At 74.9% G+C, this 16,350-nt stretch carries 13 protein-coding genes; 7 read left to right on the top strand and 6 right to left on the bottom strand.

Annotation, left to right across the window (positions count from 1 at the left end; translation table 11 throughout):
* Positions 1 to 2: 2 nt before the first annotated feature.
* From WDV06_RS10415 to WDV06_RS10400, 4 genes are all read right to left on the bottom strand, one after another.
* Positions 3 to 860 carry an oxidoreductase gene (locus WDV06_RS10415; RefSeq protein ID WP_395509357.1) on the bottom strand — a complete coding sequence of 286 codons (858 nt, stop codon included), beginning with the start codon at positions 858 to 860 and terminating at the stop codon, positions 3 to 5.
* A 71-nt stretch (positions 861 to 931) separates the two neighbouring features.
* Positions 932 to 1,786, bottom strand: a complete 855-nt coding sequence (locus tag WDV06_RS10410; protein WP_395509356.1) for a YhjD/YihY/BrkB family envelope integrity protein — start codon at positions 1,784 to 1,786, stop codon at positions 932 to 934.
* A 109-nt stretch (positions 1,787 to 1,895) separates the two neighbouring features.
* Positions 1,896 to 3,248 (bottom strand): phenylacetate--CoA ligase PaaK, encoded by a 1,353-nt coding sequence (paaK, locus tag WDV06_RS10405; RefSeq protein WP_395509355.1) that lies wholly within the window; start codon positions 3,246 to 3,248, stop codon positions 1,896 to 1,898.
* 390 nt (positions 3,249 to 3,638) lie between these two features.
* Positions 3,639 to 5,270 carry an acyl-CoA synthetase gene (locus WDV06_RS10400; protein WP_395509354.1) on the bottom strand — a complete coding sequence of 544 codons (1,632 nt, stop codon included), beginning with the start codon at positions 5,268 to 5,270 and terminating at the stop codon, positions 3,639 to 3,641.
* Positions 5,271 to 5,445: 175 nt separating this feature from the next.
* On the opposite strand from WDV06_RS10400, the gene WDV06_RS10395 reads away from it, so the two are divergent.
* The 5 genes from WDV06_RS10395 to WDV06_RS10375 all read left to right on the top strand — a co-directional run bounded on the left by WDV06_RS10395 (position 5,446) and on the right by WDV06_RS10375 (position 10,418).
* The gene (locus tag WDV06_RS10395; protein ID WP_395509353.1) at positions 5,446 to 6,246 is read left to right on the top strand and encodes a crotonase/enoyl-CoA hydratase family protein; all 801 of its coding nucleotides are present in this window, start codon (positions 5,446 to 5,448) and stop codon (positions 6,244 to 6,246) included.
* 592 nt (positions 6,247 to 6,838) lie between these two features.
* The gene (locus tag WDV06_RS10390; RefSeq protein ID WP_395509352.1) at positions 6,839 to 7,816 is read left to right on the top strand and encodes a Zn-ribbon domain-containing OB-fold protein; all 978 of its coding nucleotides are present in this window, start codon (positions 6,839 to 6,841) and stop codon (positions 7,814 to 7,816) included.
* Complete coding sequence (locus tag WDV06_RS10385) at positions 7,816 to 8,883, top strand: thiolase domain-containing protein (protein WP_395509351.1); 1,068 nt, start codon at positions 7,816 to 7,818, stop codon at positions 8,881 to 8,883. The genes WDV06_RS10390 and WDV06_RS10385 overlap by 1 nt, the downstream gene beginning before the upstream one ends.
* A complete protein-coding gene (locus tag WDV06_RS10380) occupies positions 8,880 to 10,067 on the top strand; it encodes a thiolase domain-containing protein (RefSeq protein ID WP_395509350.1) in 1,188 nt (395 codons plus the stop codon). Before WDV06_RS10385 ends, WDV06_RS10380 begins: the two co-directional genes overlap by 4 nt.
* A gap of 111 nt (positions 10,068 to 10,178) precedes the next feature.
* On the top strand, positions 10,179 to 10,418 hold the full coding sequence (locus tag WDV06_RS10375) for a DUF397 domain-containing protein (RefSeq protein ID WP_395509349.1): 240 nt from the start codon (positions 10,179 to 10,181) through the stop codon (positions 10,416 to 10,418).
* A 146-nt stretch (positions 10,419 to 10,564) separates the two neighbouring features.
* On the opposite strand, the gene WDV06_RS10370 is transcribed toward WDV06_RS10375, so the two are convergent.
* Positions 10,565 to 10,978, bottom strand: coding sequence for a hypothetical protein (locus WDV06_RS10370; RefSeq protein WP_395509348.1), 414 nt, complete (start codon positions 10,976 to 10,978; stop codon positions 10,565 to 10,567).
* 617 nt (positions 10,979 to 11,595) lie between these two features.
* Between WDV06_RS10370 and WDV06_RS10365 the strand changes: the two genes are divergently transcribed.
* Together WDV06_RS10365 and WDV06_RS10360 are read left to right on the top strand one after the other, a co-directional pair.
* Positions 11,596 to 14,262: an ATP-binding protein gene (locus WDV06_RS10365; protein ID WP_395509347.1), complete on the top strand. Its 2,667-nt coding sequence runs from the start codon at positions 11,596 to 11,598 to the stop codon at positions 14,260 to 14,262.
* Between the two features lie 35 nt (positions 14,263 to 14,297).
* Entirely contained in the window at positions 14,298 to 15,116 is an 819-nt protein-coding gene (locus WDV06_RS10360) for a maleylpyruvate isomerase family mycothiol-dependent enzyme (RefSeq protein ID WP_395509346.1), read from the top strand.
* Between the two features lie 18 nt (positions 15,117 to 15,134).
* Here WDV06_RS10360 and WDV06_RS10355 read toward each other — a convergent pair whose 3' ends face one another.
* Positions 15,135 to 16,349 carry an MAB_1171c family putative transporter gene (locus WDV06_RS10355; RefSeq protein WP_395509345.1) on the bottom strand — a complete coding sequence of 405 codons (1,215 nt, stop codon included), beginning with the start codon at positions 16,347 to 16,349 and terminating at the stop codon, positions 15,135 to 15,137.
* Between the last annotated feature and the right edge of the window lies 1 nt (position 16,350).

The following is a 16,350-nucleotide window of genomic DNA, read 5'->3' as shown; positions in this document are numbered from 1 at the left end:
GCTCAGGCGTCGAAGTCGGTGCCCCGGCTGACGGACTCCCAGGCAAGGGCCTCCTCGCGGGCCGCGTCGGCGTGCGCGAGGATCGCGTCGAGGGCGTCGTTGCCCAGGGCCAGCCGCAGCGGGGTCTCCTTCGCGTCCAGCGCGGCCAGGATCGCGGCGGCGGCCTTGACCGGGTCGCCGGGCTGCTTGCCGTCGCTGTCGGGCAGGCCGCTGCGCACCGCGCCGACGGTGTCCGCGTAGGCGGGCAGGACGTCGGCCGACTGCTGGAGGGCGGAGCCGCCCGCGAACCCGGTACGGAAGGCGCCGGGCTCCACGATCAGCGTCCTGATCCCGAAGGGGGCGACCTCGCCGCGCAGCGCCTCCGTGAGGCCCTCCAGGGCGAACTTGGTCGCCGAGTAGGCGCCGACGCCCGGGAAGGACAGCCGGCCGCCCATGCTGCTCATCTGCACGATCGCCCCGGAGCCGCGCTCGCGCATGTGCGGCAGCGCGGCGCGGATCAGCGCGGCCGGGCCGAAGAAGTGCAGCTCCATCAGGTCGCGGAGCTCGGCCTCGGAGGTCTCCTCGACCGCTCCGATCAGGCCCCGGCCCGCGTTGTTGACCAGGACGTCGATCCGGCCGAACCGGTCCACGGCCTCGGCGACGACCTCCCCGGCGCGCGCCGTGTCCGTCACGTCCGCCGCGACCGGTACCAGCCGCTCCGGGTGGGCGGCCGCCAGGCCGTCGAGGGCGGCGGTCCGGCGGGCCGTCGCGACGACCGTGTCCCCGGCCGCGAGCGCGGCCTCCGCGAGCGTCCGCCCGAAGCCCGAGGAAGCCCCGGTGATCAGCCATACCCGGCCTGCGGCGAGATCCTGTGCAGACATCAATCCCCCTGATATCAAACGGTGTTGTGGGTGGTGCAGGTGTGATCCTGCCATGTTCGGGCCCGCCGGGCTCAGTCCTGTCCCGGATCATGAGAAGGGCCCTCGGCGGAGCCGAGGAGTCCGCCGGCCCGCAGCCGCCGCAGGGTGCGGTGCTCGTGGACGAGACGGCCCACCAGCGCCCCGCCGTAGACCACGAAGCCGACGCCGACCAGCCAGGACTGGACGACCAGCAGCGTGCCGAACGGGCCGTACGTCACCGCGTTCGAGGCGATCAGCGGCGAGAACACCAGCTGCGAGAAGACCCGCAGGCCGAGCAGGCCGACACTGGTCGCCACCGCCCCCGGGAACAGGGCGACCCAGCGCACCCGCCCGCCCAGCAGCAGCCGTCCGGAGCTCCAGAAGAACAGACAGGTGCCGACCAGGTCGCTGATGGTGCCCAGGACCGCCCCCGCCCTGCTGGTGGAAGGCGCGGGGATCCCGACGAGCAGCGCCAGGTAGCAGACCAGCAACGCCAGCCACACCACGTGCCGCCACATGGTGTGCCAGCGGGCCGTGGGCAGGTCCCACACCTTCTCGTAGCCGGTCTGCACGGCGGAACCGAAGGTCAGCCCGAACACCGCGAGGGCCGCCAGCCCGAAGGCGGTCGTCCGCTCCAGCGCCAGGTCGGCCGCACCGAACAGCATCTCGACCTTGGCGCGGGAGGCCGCGGTGACCCCGAGGGCCTGCCCCAGCCAGCGCCCGAACCCCGAACCGCTGCCCGGCGCCGCGGCCGCGACGACCACCAGCAGAGGCACCAGGGTGAGGAACCCGAGGGCGGCGAAGCCCATCGCCCGGTGCATCAGCTCGATCTCGCGGCCCCGGCTCCAGGCGAGGCCCGCGGGGGAGGCCAGGAGCCGGTGGTGCAGCTGCCGGAGGATCGAGATCACACCCCATCCCCTACCCGGGCCGGGCGGGCGGTTCCCGGAAGCCGCGCCGAAGTGGGGCCGAAGGGGTGGTGCGGCCCGCCGGACGGCGCGTCCCCGCACCGCCCGCGTCTCAGCCCTCCACGGCATCCGCCCCGGCCGCGCGCAGGTCCCTCACCCGCTTGATCTTGCCGACCGAGCGCTCCAGGCTCTCCGGCTCCACCACCTCCACCCCGACGGACACCCCGACCCCCTCCTTGACGGCCCGGGCCAGCTCCGAGGCCGCTGCCCGGCGCTGTCCGGCATCGGCCTCCCGGCGCGCCTCCACCCGTACGGTCAGGGCGTCCATCCGTCCCTGCCGGGTCAGCCGCAGCTGGAAGTGCGGGGCGAGGGCGGGGGTGCGCAGGATCATCTCCTCGATCTGCGTGGGGTAGAGGTTCACCCCCCGCAGGATGATCATGTCGTCGCTGCGGCCCGTCACCTTCTCCATCCGGCGGAAGGCCGGCCGGGCGGTGCCCGGCAGCAGCCGCGTCAGATCCCGGGTGCGGTATCTGACGAGGGGCATGGCCTCCTTGGTGAGGGAGGTGAACACCAGCTCGCCGGGCTCGCCGTCCGGCAGCACCGCCCCGGTCAGCGGGTCGACGATCTCGGGGTAGAAGTGGTCCTCCCAGATGTGGAGCCCGTCCTTGTGCGAGGCGAATTCCTGCGCCACGCCCGGCCCCATGACCTCCGAGAGGCCGTAGATGTCGACGGCGTCGATGCCCAGCCGGTCCTCGATCTCCCGGCGCATCTCCTCGGTCCAGGGTTCCGCGCCGAACACGCCCGTCCGCAGGGAGGTCGAGCGCGGGTCCATCCCCTGGCGCTCCATCTCGTCGAGCAGCGTGAGCATGTAGGAGGGGGTCACCATGATGACCTCCGGCCGCAGGTCCTGGATCAGCCGGACCTGGCGGTCCGTCATGCCCCCCGAGGCCGGGACGACGGTACAGCCCAGCCGCTCCGCCCCGTAGTGGGCGCCGAGGCCCCCGGTGAACAGCCCGTAGCCGTACGCGATGTGCACGATCTGGCCCGGCCGGGCACCCGCCGCGCGCAGGGACCGCGCGACCAGGCCGGACCAGGCGGTGAGGTCCCCGTCGGTGTAGCCCACCACGGTGGGGCGGCCGGTGGTGCCGCTGGAGGCGTGCAGGCGGCGGACGTCGGCGCGCGGGACGGCGAACATCCCGAAGGGGTACTGGCCGCGCAGGTCGGCCTTGGTGGTCAGGGGGAAGAGCGCCAGGTCGGCCAGGGAGTGGCAGTCGTCGGGATGCACCCCCGCCTTGTCGAAGGCCTCGCGGTAGAAGGGCACGCGGTCGTAGACCCGGTGCAGGGTCGCCCGCAGCCGCGTGAGCTGGAGGGCCGCCAGCTCGTCGCGGCCGAGCCGTTCCCCCTCGTCGCCGCTGCCGGGATCTCCGGGGTCTTCCTGACCGTCGAGCTCCGTGTACGCCGCCATCGCCGTCACCTCACACACCAAGGACCGAGCCAACCCAACCGAACGTTCATTCGGTAGATTGCCGGACCCCGGCACGCAAATCAATGACTCGAACGAGTGATCGTCCGCCAGGTCGCGGACGTGGAGGCGCTCCGTGTCCACCTCGGCCCGGAGCCATGGACGTCCTCGGCCGGTCGGCGGCCGGCGCCGAGGGGCGGGCGCCGCGCCGTACGACACGGCGACCGAGGCCCTCGGCAGGCTCCTCCCGGGCCCGGCCGCCGACGAGGACCGGAACCTCGCCGCCCCGCGGCCTCCGCCGGGCGCGGTTCACGGGAGAGGCGCTCGTGCCGGCGGGGGAGCCCGACGGGGGGCGACGCCGCCCCGGGGCCGGCCCCCGGGGTGGTGCGGCGGTCAGGAGCCCGCGTCGGCCTCCGTGGCCACCGCCTTCGCCCAGCGGTAGTCCGCCTTGCCGCTCGGCGAGCGCTGGATCGCCGGGGCGACGACCAACTGGCGCGGGATCTTGTACCCCGCCAGCCGGGTCCGGCAGTGCCGCTGGATCTCCTCCAGCGAGGGCTCCGGCGCGCCCGCCCGTACCTGCACCACCGCCGCGACACGGCTGCCCCAGGTCGGGTCCGGGACCCCCGCCACCAGGGCGTCGTACACGTCCGGATGGGACTTCAGGGCCTGCTCGACCTCCTCCGGGTACACCTTCTCGCCGCCGGTGTTGATGCACTGCGAACCCCGCCCGAGGACGGTGACGATCCCCTCCTCGTCGACCGTCGCCATGTCACCCAGCAGCACCCAGCGCTCCGAACCCTTCCGGAAGAACGTCTCCGCCGTCTTCACCGGGTCGTTGTAGTAGCCCAGCGGAACGTGCCCGCGCTGCGCGAGCCGCCCCGGCACGCCCACCGCCACCGGCTCGTGCGTCACCGGGTCCACCACCTGTGTCCGGTCGTTGACCTGGAGCCGGAACCCCTTCTCCGGGCCGGAGTCGTCCGTGGCCCGCCCGTTCGAACCCGACTCCGAAGAACCGAAGTTGTTCAGCAGCACCACGTTCGGCACGAGCCGACGGAACTCGGCGCGCACCGACTCCGACATGATCGCCCCCGACGAGGAGACGCTGAACAACGAGGACAGGTCCGTCCCCTTCAGCGGCCCGTTCAGGGCGTCGATCAGCGGCCGGAGCATCGCGTCGCCCACCAGCGACACGCTCGACACCTTCTCCTTCTCGATGGTGCGCAGCACCTCCTCGGGCGCGTACTTGCGGTGGATCACCACGCGCTGGCCGTAGTTGAAGGCGATGAACGAGGTCAGGGTCGAGGTGCCGTGCATCAGCGGCGGAGCCGGGAAGAAGGTCAGGCCCGCGCCGCGCGCCGCGACCCGCTCCGCGAGCTCCTCCGGCCGCTTGACGGGTTCGCCCGAGGGCTCTCCGCCGAACAGCCCGGCGAAGAACAGGTCTTCGGCCCGCCACATCACCCCCTTGGGCATGCCGGTGGTGCCGCCGGTGTAGATGATGAACAGGTCGTCGGGGCTGCGCGGGGGGAAGCCGCGCTCCGGGGACCCGGACGCCTCGGCGTCCCCGTACGCCACGGGGGCGATGGCCGGCTCCGGTGCGCCGGGGGGCGTGGCGCCGACACGGAGCAGGTGGCGCAGTTTCGGTGTCCGCGGCAGCGCGGCGGTGACCCGCTCCGTGAACTCGCCCTCGAAGACGAGGGCGGCGAGGTCGGCGTCGTTGTAGAGGTAGACCAGCTCCTCCTCCACGTAACGGTAGTTGACGTTCACCGGGACCAGGCGGGCCTTGAGGCAGGCCAGCACCGTCTGGAGGTACTCGACGCCGTTGTAGAGGTGCAGCCCCACGTGTTCGCCGGGCAGCAGGCCGCTGTCGGTGAGGTGGTGCGCGACGCGGTTCGCGGCGGCGTCCAGCTCGGCGTACGTCAGGCGGCGCTCGGCGCCGGTCCCGGGGTGGTCCACGTACACCAGCGCCTCGCGGTCGGGGACCACGTCCACGACCGACTCGAACAGGTCGGCAAGGTTGTACTCCACCGTTCCTCCTCCTGACCCGGACCGGGCGGCCGGTCTGCTCGGCGGTCATTAGAGCGTCGCCCGGCGCAACTGGGAAGGGCGCGCGGGCAAGAAAACTGACTGGGCGTCAGAAAACTCTTGAACTGCACCCTGCCCTCCTGCAACCTGTTCTAGGTCTCAAGACGGGAGGACGGCAATGGGTGGGACGGAACACCTCACCGTGGACCGCCGGGGCGCCACGCTGGTGCTCACCATGAACAGGCCGGAGGCGAAGAACGCGCTCTCGCTCCCCCTGCTGGTCGGGCTGTACGACGGCTGGCTGGAGGCGGACGCGGACGACGGGATCCGCTCGGTGGTCCTCACGGGCGCCGGCGGGGACTTCTGCGCCGGGATGGACCTCAAGGCGCTGGCCGGGAAGGGCATGGCGGGCGACCGGTACCGCGACCGGCTCAAGGCCGACCCCGACCTCCACTGGAAGGCGATGCTGCGCCACCACCGGCCGCGCAAGCCGGTGATCGCGGCGGTGGAGGGGTACTGCGTGGCCGGCGGCACGGAGATCCTCCAGGGGACCGACATCCGGGTCGCGGGCGCCGGGGCCACGTTCGGGCTGTTCGAGGTCAGGCGCGGGCTGTTCCCGATCGGCGGCTCCACGGTCCGGCTGCCACGGCAGATACCGCGCACGCACGCGCTGGAGATGCTGCTCACCGGCCGCCCGTACACGGCGGAGGAGGCGGCGCGGATCGGGCTCGTGGGGCGGCTGGTGCCCGACGGGACGGCACTGGACGCGGCGCTGGAGATCGCCGAACGGGTGAACGCGTGCGGGCCGTTGGCGGTGGAGGCGGTGAAGGCCTCCGTCTACGAGACGGCCGGGATGACGGAGGAGGAGGGACTGGCGTCCGAACTGGCCCGGGGCTGGCCGGTCTTCGACACCGCCGACGCGAAGGAGGGAGCGCGGGCGTTCGCGGAGAAGCGGCCACCCCTGTACCGAAGGGCCTGACGGCCCGATGCCCGGCCCCCCGCGGCCCAACCCCCCGGTGGCTGCGCCCCCGAACCCCGCGAGGGGCGCGCCCCGCCCCTCCCGGGGCTGCGGCCCGGTGCGTTGCGCTCCGGCCCCCGGGCTGCGCCCCGGACCCGTGGGGGCTCCGCCCTCGACCCCTCGGGGCGTGCCCCGACCCCGGGGGCTGCGCCCCGACTCCTCCCAGGGGCCACTCCGTTACCGGTGGGGGCTCCGCTCTCGACCCCCTGTGGTGCCCGACCGCCGGTGGCGCCCCAGACCTGTTGGGGTTCCGCTCCCGTCCCCTCGGGGTGCACCCCGACCCTGGGGCGCACCCCGACTCCCTCCCGGGGCCACCCGCGACCCGGTGGGGGATTCGCCCTCGACCCCCTGCGGTGCCCGACCGCCGGGGCTGCGCCCCGGACCCCGTGGGGCTCCGCTTCCGACCCCTCGGGGGTGCGGCCCGCACCCCGTTGGGTCGCATCTCCGGACCCGCGCGGGGTGCGTTCCGGGGCTGGGTCCCCGCATCCGGCGGGGCTTCGGCCCCCGGGGGCAGTCGTTTCGCTTCCGACCCTTCCAGTATCGGAGACCGTTCATGACAGCAGCCGCTTCGCCGCCCGAGGTGCTGCGTGCGCCCCTCGTCGTCGAGTTCCCGTTCACCCGGTCCCTCGGGCCCGTTCAGAGCGCCTTCCTCACCGGGCTCCGCGAACGCGTCGTCCTCGGCGTACGGACCTCCGCCGGCACGGTGATGGTGCCGCCCGTCGAGTACGACCCCGCCACCGCCGAGGAGCTCCGCGAGCTCGTCGAGGTCGCACCCACCGGGACCGTCACCACCTGGGCCTGGAACGGCGAGCCCCGCCCCCAGCAGCCCCTCGGCACCCCCTTCGCCTGGGTGCTGGTGCGGCTCGACGGCGCCGACACCGCCCTCCTGCACGCCCTCGACGCCCCCGGCCCCGACGCCGTCCGCACCGGCATGCGGGTCCGCGTGCGCTGGGCGGCCGAACGCACCGGCGCCATCACGGACATCGCCTGCTTCGAGCCGGAAGAGGAAGAGGAAGGGCGAGGGGAGCGGCGGGGCGGCGCCGTCCCGCACGACGGCGTGTTCGACGACCCCGTCACCGGAATCGTCGCCGAGGCCCGCCTGGACTACACCTACAGCCCCGGCCGTGCCCAGACCGCCTACATCAACGCCCTCTCCGAGCGGCGGACCGTCGGCGAGCGCTGCCCCTCCTGCCACAAGGTGTACGTCCCTCCGCGCGGAGCCTGCCCCACCTGCGGGGTCGCCACCACCGACCGGGTGGAGGTCGGTCCGGCCGGCACCGTCACCACCTTCTGCATCGTCAACATCAAGGCGAAGAACCTCGACATCGAAGTGCCGTACGTGTACGCCCACATCGCCCTCGACGGCGCCGGCCTCGCCCTCCACGGCCGGATCGGCGGCATCCCGTACGACCAGGTCCGCATGGGCCTGCGCGTCGAACCGGTGTGGACCGAGGGCGGCCGCTACCCCGACCACTACCGCCCCACCGGCGAACCGGACGCGGACTACGACGCGTACAAGGAGCTCATCTGATGCCCAGGACGAGCAGGCACGCGCGCGAGGTGGCCGTCGTCGCCTTCGCCCAGAGCGACCACCGGCGCCGCACCGACGAACTCAGCGAAGTCGAGATGGTCATGCCGGTGCTGCACCGGGTGCTGGACGCGACCGGCCTGAAGACCGGCGAGATCGGCTTCACCTGCTCCGGTTCCAGCGACTACCTCGCCGGCCGGGCCTTCTCCTTCACCATGACCCTCGACGGCGTCGGCGCGTGGCCGCCGATCTCCGAGTCGCACGTCGAGATGGACGGCGCCTGGGCGCTCCACGAGGCCTGGGTCAAGATCCAGACGGGCGAGGCCGACACCGCGCTCGTCTACGCGTACGGAAAGTCCTCCCCGGGCTCCGTGCGCGACGTCCTCACCCGCCAGCTCGACCCCTACTACCTCGCCCCCCTCTGGCCCGACTCCGTGGCCCTGGCCGCCCTCCAGGCCCGGGCGCTCATCGACGCGGGCGAGACCGACGAGCGGGCCCTCGCCGCCATCGGCGCCCGCAGCCGGGCCGACGCCGCGGACAACCCGCACGCCCAGCTCCGCGGAACCATCCCGCAGGGCGGCTACCAGGTGGCGCCCCTGCGCACCGGGGACTGCCCGCCCATCGGCGACGGGGCCGCCGCCGTCATCCTGGCCGCCGGCGACACCGCCCGCCGGCTGTGCGGGCGGCCCGCCTGGATCACCGGCATCGACCACCGCATCGAGGCCCACGCCCTGGGCCTGCGCGACCTCACCGACTCCCCGTCCACCCGGACCGCCGCCGAGCACGCCGGGCTCTTCGACGCCCCGGTGGACACCGCCGAACTGCACGCGCCGTTCTCCTCCCAGGAGGTCGTCCTGCGCAAGGCGCTCGCCCTGGGCGAGGACGTCACCGTCAACCCCTCGGGCGGCGCCCTCGCCGCCAACCCCGTCATGGCCGCCGGCCTGATCCGCATCGGCGAGGCCGCCGCCCGGATCCACCGCGGGGAGTCCGACCGGGCCGTCGCCCACGCCACCTCCGGCCCCTGCCTCCAGCAGAACCTGGTCGCCGTCCTGGAAGGGGACCGAGCATGAGCGGATCGGACGCGACGTCCGGCAAGGAGCCGGTGGCCGTCGTCGGCGTCGGCCAGACCAAGCACGTCGCCGCCCGCCACGACGTCTCCCTCGCCGGCCTGGTCCGCGAGGCGGCGGTCCGCGCCCTCGCCGACGCGGAACTGACCTGGGCGGACGTCGACGCGGTCGTCATCGGCAAGGCCCCCGACTTCTTCGAGGGGGTGATGATGCCGGAGCTCTACCTCGCCGACGCCCTGGGGGCCGTCGGCAAGCCGATGCTCCGCGTGCACACGGCCGGCTCGGTCGGCGGGTCCACGGCGCTCGTCGCCGCCAACCTCGTCGCCGCCCGGGTCCACCGTACCGTCCTGACCCTGGCCTTCGAGAAGCAGTCCGAATCGAACGCCATGTGGGGGCTGTCCCTGCCCGTCCCGTTCCAGCAGCCGCTGCTGGCCGGGGCCGGCGGGTTCTTCGCCCCGCACGTGCGCGCCTACATGCGGCGCACCGGCGCGCCGGACACGGTGGGCTCGCTGGTGGCGTACAAGGACCGGCGCAACGCTCTGAAGAACCCGTACGCGCACCTGCACGAGCACGACATCACCCTGGAGAAGGTCCAGGCCTCGCCCATGCTGTGGGACCCGATCCGCTACTCCGAGACCTGCCCCTCCTCGGACGGGGCCTGCGCGATGGTCCTCACCGACCGGGCGGGCGCGGCCCGTTCTCCCCGTCCCCCCGCCTGGGTGCACGGCGGGGCCATGCGCAGCGAACCGACGCTCTTCGCGGGCAAGGACTTCGTCTCCCCGCAGGCCGGCAAGGACTGCGCCGCCGACGTCTACCGCCAGGCCGGCGTCACCGACCCGCGCCGGGAGATCGACGCGGTCGAGATGTACGTCCCCTTCTCCTGGTACGAGCCCATGTGGCTGGAGAACCTCGGCTTCGCGCAGGAGGGGGAGGGCTGGAAGCTCACCGAGGCCGGGGTCACCGAACTCGACGGCGACCTCCCCGTCAACCCCTCCGGGGGCGTCCTGTCCACCAACCCCATCGGTGCCTCCGGCATGATCCGCTTCGCGGAGGCGGCCCTCCAGGTCCGCGGCCTGGCGGGGGAGCACCAGGTGCCGGACGCCCGCCGGGCCATGGGCCACGCGTACGGCGGCGGCGCGCAGTTCTTCGCCATGTGGCTGGTCGGGGCCGAACGACCGGACAGCTGAGCGGGGCGGGCGCGCCGCACGACCACGGGTTACGGTCCGTGGTCTGTGCGGCACGCGCCGCGATGGCTACCCTGGGCCCCCGGACGACGACGTACCGGGAGGAGCAGGCAGATGGCCGACAGGACGACGACGCGGACCCTCGCTGACGTGGGCAGGCCCGAGCTCGATCTCAGCGGGGCCGACTGGCAGCCGAGCAGGCGGGGCGCGGGCGACCTGCAGGTCGCCTTCGTGGAGGGGTTCATCGCCATGCGCGACAGCGACCGCCCCGGCGAGCCGTCCCTGGTCTTCGCCCCCAACGGGTGGCGCAAGTTCGTCCTCGGCGCCAGGGCCGGCCGCTTCGACCTGGCCTAGGGGCTGTTGCCGAGCTCGTGTCCGGTGCCCGCGGTGTCCGGTGCGTGCTCCCGGCGTGCCGGCCGGAGGCCCTCGTACCGGACGTACGGCCCCTGCGGCGGGCGTACGCGCCGGGCGCCGTGCGGGGCTTTCGCGACGTCCCCCGGCTAGACGGCCGCGTCACGGCTTCGGGCGTCCCCGCGGGCGGTCAGCCGCAGGGCCACCTGGAGCTCGTGCTCGCCGGACACGGTGCCGAGGTGCTCCCCGGCGAAGGCCTCCTCCAGGACGGCGCGCACCCGGCGCACCGGCTCGGCGGCGCCGTCCAGCTCGGCCGTCACGGACGATGCCGGACGGACCGCCGGAGCCGGTGCGCCGGGTGCGCGCCGGCGGACGTCGACCGTCACCGCCCAGATGCTCGGGGGCGCGGCGGGGCCGGCGGTGGCCCGGGCCGGGACGGCGGCCGGCGGGGACATCCCGGGGAACGCCTCCGCCAGCACACCCAGCACGGCCTCGGCCCCCTCCGGCTCACAGTGGCTGACCAGCACGTTCACCTCGGCCTCGGCCGAGGCCCCCTCCGGCACGGCCCCCTCCGGCAGAGACCCTCCCGCGACGGCCCCCTCCGGCAGGGACCCTTCCCCTACGGCCCCCTCCGGCACGGCCCCTTGCGCTACGGGCCCCTCCGCTGCGGGCGACTCCGCTACGGGCGCCTCCGCTGCGGGCGACTCCGCGACGGGCCGCTCCGCCCTCGACCCCTCCGGGGTCCCCGCCGGCTGCGAGCCTTCCGCGGCCGACCGCGCCGCGTCCACGCGGGCCGGGTCGGCCGACGGGCCCGCGCCCGTCCCCGTGCGGGAGGGCACCCCGGGCGGCCGGCCGTGCTCGTCCACCATCGCCCCCCTGTCCGGGAGCGGCGCGGCGCCCCGCTCCGGTTGCTCGTGGCCGCGGTTCGTGTCCATCCTTCGCCTCCGGGTCGGGGCACGGTCCCGCGCGGAGCCCGGGGCCGGCCGTGGACCGGCACGTCAGGGTGCCTCACCTGGCGACTGTCCCCGGACGGCCGCCGCAAACCCGCCACCCGCACCCGGCCCCGCCCGTACGGGGCGACATCCGGAAGAGAAGATCGGATTCTTTCCCGGGAGGGGCAGCCCCCGCACCGCGCGCGGGCGTACGCTGATCTCCCGAACCGGCCTGGGGGGTACCAGCCATGACGGACCGCCGGACCCGCACGCGGCGCACGCTCTTCGAACGCGAAAACGAACTCGTCATCGTCGACGAGGCCCTGGACCGGCTCACCGGCGGCGGCCCCGACGCGTCCGGCGGGCTGCTCGCCCTCTCCGGCCCGGCCGGCCTCGGCAAGACCACCCTCCTCGCCGAAGTGCGCCGCCGCTCCCTCGCCCGCTCCTGCACCCTCCTGGCCGCACGCGGCGGCGAACAGGAGCAGAGCCAGCCCTTCCACGTCGCCCGGCAGCTCATCCAGCCCCACCTCGCCGGCCGCCCCGAGGCCGAGCTGCGCGAGGCGCTCGGCGGCTGGTACGCCATCGTCGGCCCCGCCCTGGGCCTGTGCGCCCCCGAACAGGGCGCCCCGCCCGACCCCCAGGGCCTGCGCGACGGGCTCGACTGGGTGCTCACCCACCTCACCGTCCACCGCGCCCCCGTCGTCCTCGTCCTCGACGACGCCCACTGGGCCGACCCCGAGTCCCTCGGCTGGCTCGCCGCCTTCGCCCCGCGCGCCGAGCAGCTCCCGCTGCTCCTCGTCGTCGCCTACCGCCCCGACGAACTCCCGGCGCACGCCGAGGCCTTCCGCACCCTGCCCGGCCGGGCGGGCCGGCGCCCGCTCCACCTCGCCCCGCTCACCGAGGCCGCCGTCGCCACCCTGGTCCGCGAGACGGTCGGGGCCCACGCCGAGGACGCCTTCTGCCACGAAGCCTGGGCCGTCACCACCGGCAACCCCTTCGAGGCCGTCGAACTCACCGCCAAGGTCCGCAGCAGCGGCATCACCCCCGTCGGGTCCAGCGCCCCGCTGCTGCACGACCTCGCCGCCGCCCAGCGGGGCAGCGGCCTCGTCGCCCGCCTCCACAGCCTCGGCCCCTCCACCGTCCGCTTCGCCTGGGCGTGCGCCGTCCTGGGCACCGCCATCCCCCGGCGGATCGCCGCCCGCGTCGCCGGACTCGGCGCCGAGGAGGCCGCCGGGGCCACCTGGCGGCTGCGTGACGCCCGCATCCTGTCGGCGCCCCCGGCGGACGCCGACGACGAGGACACCGGGCTGGAGTTCGTCCACCCGCTCATCGCCACCGCCATCTACCGGGCCATCCCCGACGCCCTGCGGGTCGCCCTGCACGGCAAGGCCGCGGCCGCCGTGGTCGACGCCGGACTCGGATCCTCCGCCGCCGCCCGCCACCTCCTGGAGACCCACCCCGAGAACGACCCCTGGGTGGTGCGCACCCTGCGCGAGGCCGCCGCCGAGAACCTCCGCGCCGGCGCCCCCGAAGCCGCCCGCCGCCAGCTCGCCCGCGCCCTCCAGGAACCCCCGGACTTCGGCGAACGCGCCGCCGTGCTCTACGAACTGGGCTGCGCCTCCCTGCTCACCGAACCCGCCACCACCGTCAACCACCTGCGCGCCGCCCTCGCCGAACCCTCCGACGACCCGGCGCTCCGCCAGGGCATCGTCATCCGGCTCGCCCAGGTCCTGGCCCACAGCGACCACCTGCGGGCCGCCTCCGAACTCCTCGCCGCGGAGATACCCCGGACCCACGACCCGCGCGCCCGGCTGCGCCTGCAGTCCGAGCAGTTCATGTGGGACGCCTTCGACGCCGCCGAACCCGACTCCCCGGCCCGCTCCCGGCGCCTCGCCAAACTCGCCGACCGGCTCACCGGCCGGGACCTCACCGAGCGGTACGTCATCGGACTGCGCGCCTGGGACGCCTGCCTGCGCGGCGAACCCCTGGAGGTCTCCCTCCACCACGCCGGACGGGTCCTGGAACAGCCCTTCAGCTGGGCGCACGAGGACCGGGGCTTCGAGGTCCCGGTGCTCGCCGCCATGGTCCACATGTACGCCGACCGGCCGGGCCGTGCCGAGGAGCTCTTCGAGGCCGGCACCGCCGAGTTCGAACGCCAGGGCTGGCACGGCGCCCACCTGTCCTTCGCCTACAGCCTGCGCGCCTACGTCCGCTACCGGCGCGGCCGCCTCGCCGAGGCCGAGGAACTGGCCCGGGCCGGCCTGCGGCTCGCCGAGCGGGTGGGCCGCCGCACCCCCGTGCACTGGTACGCCATCACCATCCTCATCACCACCCTGCTCGCCCGGGGCCGCACCGAGGAGGCCTGGGGGCTCGCCCGGGAGCACGCGTACGGGGAGCCCTTCCCCGCCGCCGTCGTCTTCCCCGACTCCCAGACCGTCTACGCCGAACTGCTCCTGGCCGCCGGGGACCGCAAGGCGGCCGTCGTCGAACTGGAGGCGGTGGACCGGCGGCTGACCCCGCGCGGCATCCAGAACCCCGCCTGGTGCCCCTGGCGGCTGCACCTGGCCCGCGCCGTGGCCCCAGAGGACCCCGCCCGGGCCCGCGCCCTGGCCGACGGGGCGGTCCACCGGGCGCGGACCTTCGGCGCCCCCTCCGCCATCGGGCAGGCCCTGCGCGTCGCGGCCGAGGTGGCGCCGCCGGAGCAGCGCGCGGCCCTGCTGAGCGAGGCGGTCACCCTCCTGGAGGACTCCCCGGCGGCGTACGAGCTGGCCCGCGCCCTCGCCGCCCTCGCCACCGAGCTCCGCGACCCCGACCTGCTCACCCGCGCCCACCTGACCGCCCGCACCTGCGGCGCCGACGCCCTGGAGGCGGACACCGGGCGGGCCCTGGAGGCCTTCGCCCGCGGCGCGCGCTGACGCGTACCGTGCCACCCCCGGGCAAGGTGGGACCCATGGACCACCTCACCAGGCTCAACGTGTTCCGCAGCGAGGCGGCCGCCTACGACAGGGCCCTGCGGCGGGCGGCCGACGGAGGCCGGGACAGCCCGCCCGTGCCGTCCTGCCCCGGCTGGACCCTCGCCGACCTCGCGGGCCACCTCGGCAGCGTCCAGCGCTACCTCACCCACGTCCTCCGCGGCCGCCACACCGAACCCCCCGACCCCACCGACCCCGCCCTCTACGCCCTGCCCGAGGACCCCGCCGTAAGGGCCGCCTGGCCCCGGCAGGACGCGACCCCGTACCGAGGCCCCGTCCCCGCAGAGCTCCTCGACTGGTCGGCCGAGGCCGCCCGCACACTCGTGCGGACCCTGGAGGAGCTCGGTCCGGACGTACCGGTGTGGAGCTGGTCGGCCGAGCGGACCAGCGGCTTCTGGACGCGGACGCAGACCGTCGAACAGGCCGTCCACCGCTGGGACGCCGAGTCCGTCACCGCAGACCCGGCCCCCTTCGACCCGGCCTTCGCCACCGACGCCGTCGCACAGACCTTCGAGGTCATGGTCCCGGCCCGGCGCCGCTGGAACCCCGCCCCGCCCGGAACGGGAGAGCGCTACCGCTTCCGGCGCGCCGACGGCCCCGGGTCCTGGACGGTGGAGTTCACCGGGGACGAGGTCCGCCTGGAGCCGGGCGGCACCGGCCCCGTGGCCGTCGAAGCCGCGGGCACGGCCTCCGACCTCACCCTCTTCCTCTGGCAGCGCCTCCCCGCCGCCGGGCTGGAGGTCACCGGGGACCCGGCCCTGCTCGACCGCTGGTTCACCCTGGTCCCCCCGGCCTGAACCGGGCCGGGGAACGCCTCAGGGGCGTACGCCCTGCGGCCGGCCAGGCGCCCCCGACCGGGCGCGGAAGGACCCCACCACGGGGGAGCGGCGCAGCGCCCGGGACACCGCGACGAGGTCGGGGGAGCGGGCCGGCACCGGGACGGCCCCGGCCTCGCCCGGAGCCCCCGCGGCCTCGCCGGGGGCCGCGGCGAGGCCCAGGCGCAGGCTGCGCACCGCCGCGACCACCGCGACCGCCTCGGCCGTGGCCGCAGCCTGGGCGGGCGCCTCGTCGAGGGCCAGGGCCTCGGCGAACGCCCGGTCGCGGACGGCGGGATCCATGTACGGCTGCAGCCGCAGCAGCCCGTCGCTGATCTGCGTCCGGCGCTGGACCAGCCGCCGGCTCACGGGGGACCGCCGCGGCAGCCGCAGCGACCCGGTGTCCAGCCCGTCCAGCTCGCGGACGAACGGCGCGAGGGACCGGTACTGGCGGTAGTCCGCCCACAGCGCCTGCGCCGCCTGCCCGGCGTGCGGCAGGATGAAGCCCACGGCGATGAACAGGGCGCCCACCGAGGCGATGGGCGGTGCGACGAACGTGCTGAGCCAGTCCAGGTCGTGCCCGGTCCAGCGGGCGGACACCGCGACGAGCTTCACCGTGTCGTAGCAGAGGTTCAGGACGAAGCCGAGCACCAGGAACACCAGGCCCGCCCGCAGCCAGCCGGACACCTCGCGCAGCCAGGCCCAGGTGACGACCGAGGTGATCAGGCAGGCGACCGTGTGGGCCCCCAGGTAGAGCAGGATGTGCTCGCGCATCCAGGGGGCGTTGGCGTAGTACGTGTCCAGGTCCCGCAGCCGTTCGACCGGCACGTCCGCGAGGGCGAACGTGATCCACAGGCCGGCGACCACGGCTGCGTACACGGCCCCGATGCTCCAGTTGGTGCGGCGCACCCGCCGGGGGTCGCCGCCGCGCCAGTGGATGATCAGGATCAGGCAGGAGGCGCAGAACATCGTGATCAGCGAGTAGACGAGCGGCGCCGCGACGTTGCTGACGCCCGTGGAGCGGTTCACCAGGGCCAGGGTCTTGGGCCTGCCGCAGTAGAAGACGGCCGAGCCCAGCAGGAGCAGGCCGCCGAGGGACCGCACGTTCGGGTCGTTCCGCCAGAACCTCATGATCACCGGCAGGCGCAGGACGAAGGCCAGGGTGAGGATCACCGCCGGGATGAGCAGCGGGATGTAGTACTTGTCCGAGGTCAAC

The organism is Streptomyces racemochromogenes (assembly GCF_044129415.1).
In the GTDB taxonomy this organism is placed as follows: domain Bacteria; phylum Actinomycetota; class Actinomycetes; order Streptomycetales; family Streptomycetaceae; genus Streptomyces; species Streptomyces racemochromogenes_A.
This window is presented reverse-complemented; position numbering and strand designations above follow the sequence as displayed.

What these genes read in the sequence shown, in the direction of transcription:
- WDV06_RS10415 (WP_395509357.1), bottom strand. Translation starts at nt 860, where the DNA reads ATGTCTGCACAGGATCTCGCCGCAGGCCGGGTATGGCTGATCACCGGG.
- paaK (WP_395509355.1), bottom strand. Translation starts at nt 3,248, where the DNA reads ATGGCGGCGTACACGGAGCTCGACGGTCAGGAAGACCCCGGAGATCCC.
- WDV06_RS10395 (WP_395509353.1), top strand. Translation starts at nt 5,446, where the DNA reads ATGGGTGGGACGGAACACCTCACCGTGGACCGCCGGGGCGCCACGCTG.
- WDV06_RS10390 (WP_395509352.1), top strand. Translation starts at nt 6,839, where the DNA reads ATGACAGCAGCCGCTTCGCCGCCCGAGGTGCTGCGTGCGCCCCTCGTC.
- WDV06_RS10385 (WP_395509351.1), top strand. Translation starts at nt 7,816, where the DNA reads ATGCCCAGGACGAGCAGGCACGCGCGCGAGGTGGCCGTCGTCGCCTTC.
- WDV06_RS10380 (WP_395509350.1), top strand. Translation starts at nt 8,880, where the DNA reads ATGAGCGGATCGGACGCGACGTCCGGCAAGGAGCCGGTGGCCGTCGTC.
- WDV06_RS10375 (WP_395509349.1), top strand. Translation starts at nt 10,179, where the DNA reads ATGGCCGACAGGACGACGACGCGGACCCTCGCTGACGTGGGCAGGCCC.
- WDV06_RS10365 (WP_395509347.1), top strand. Translation starts at nt 11,596, where the DNA reads ATGACGGACCGCCGGACCCGCACGCGGCGCACGCTCTTCGAACGCGAA.
- WDV06_RS10360 (WP_395509346.1), top strand. Translation starts at nt 14,298, where the DNA reads ATGGACCACCTCACCAGGCTCAACGTGTTCCGCAGCGAGGCGGCCGCC.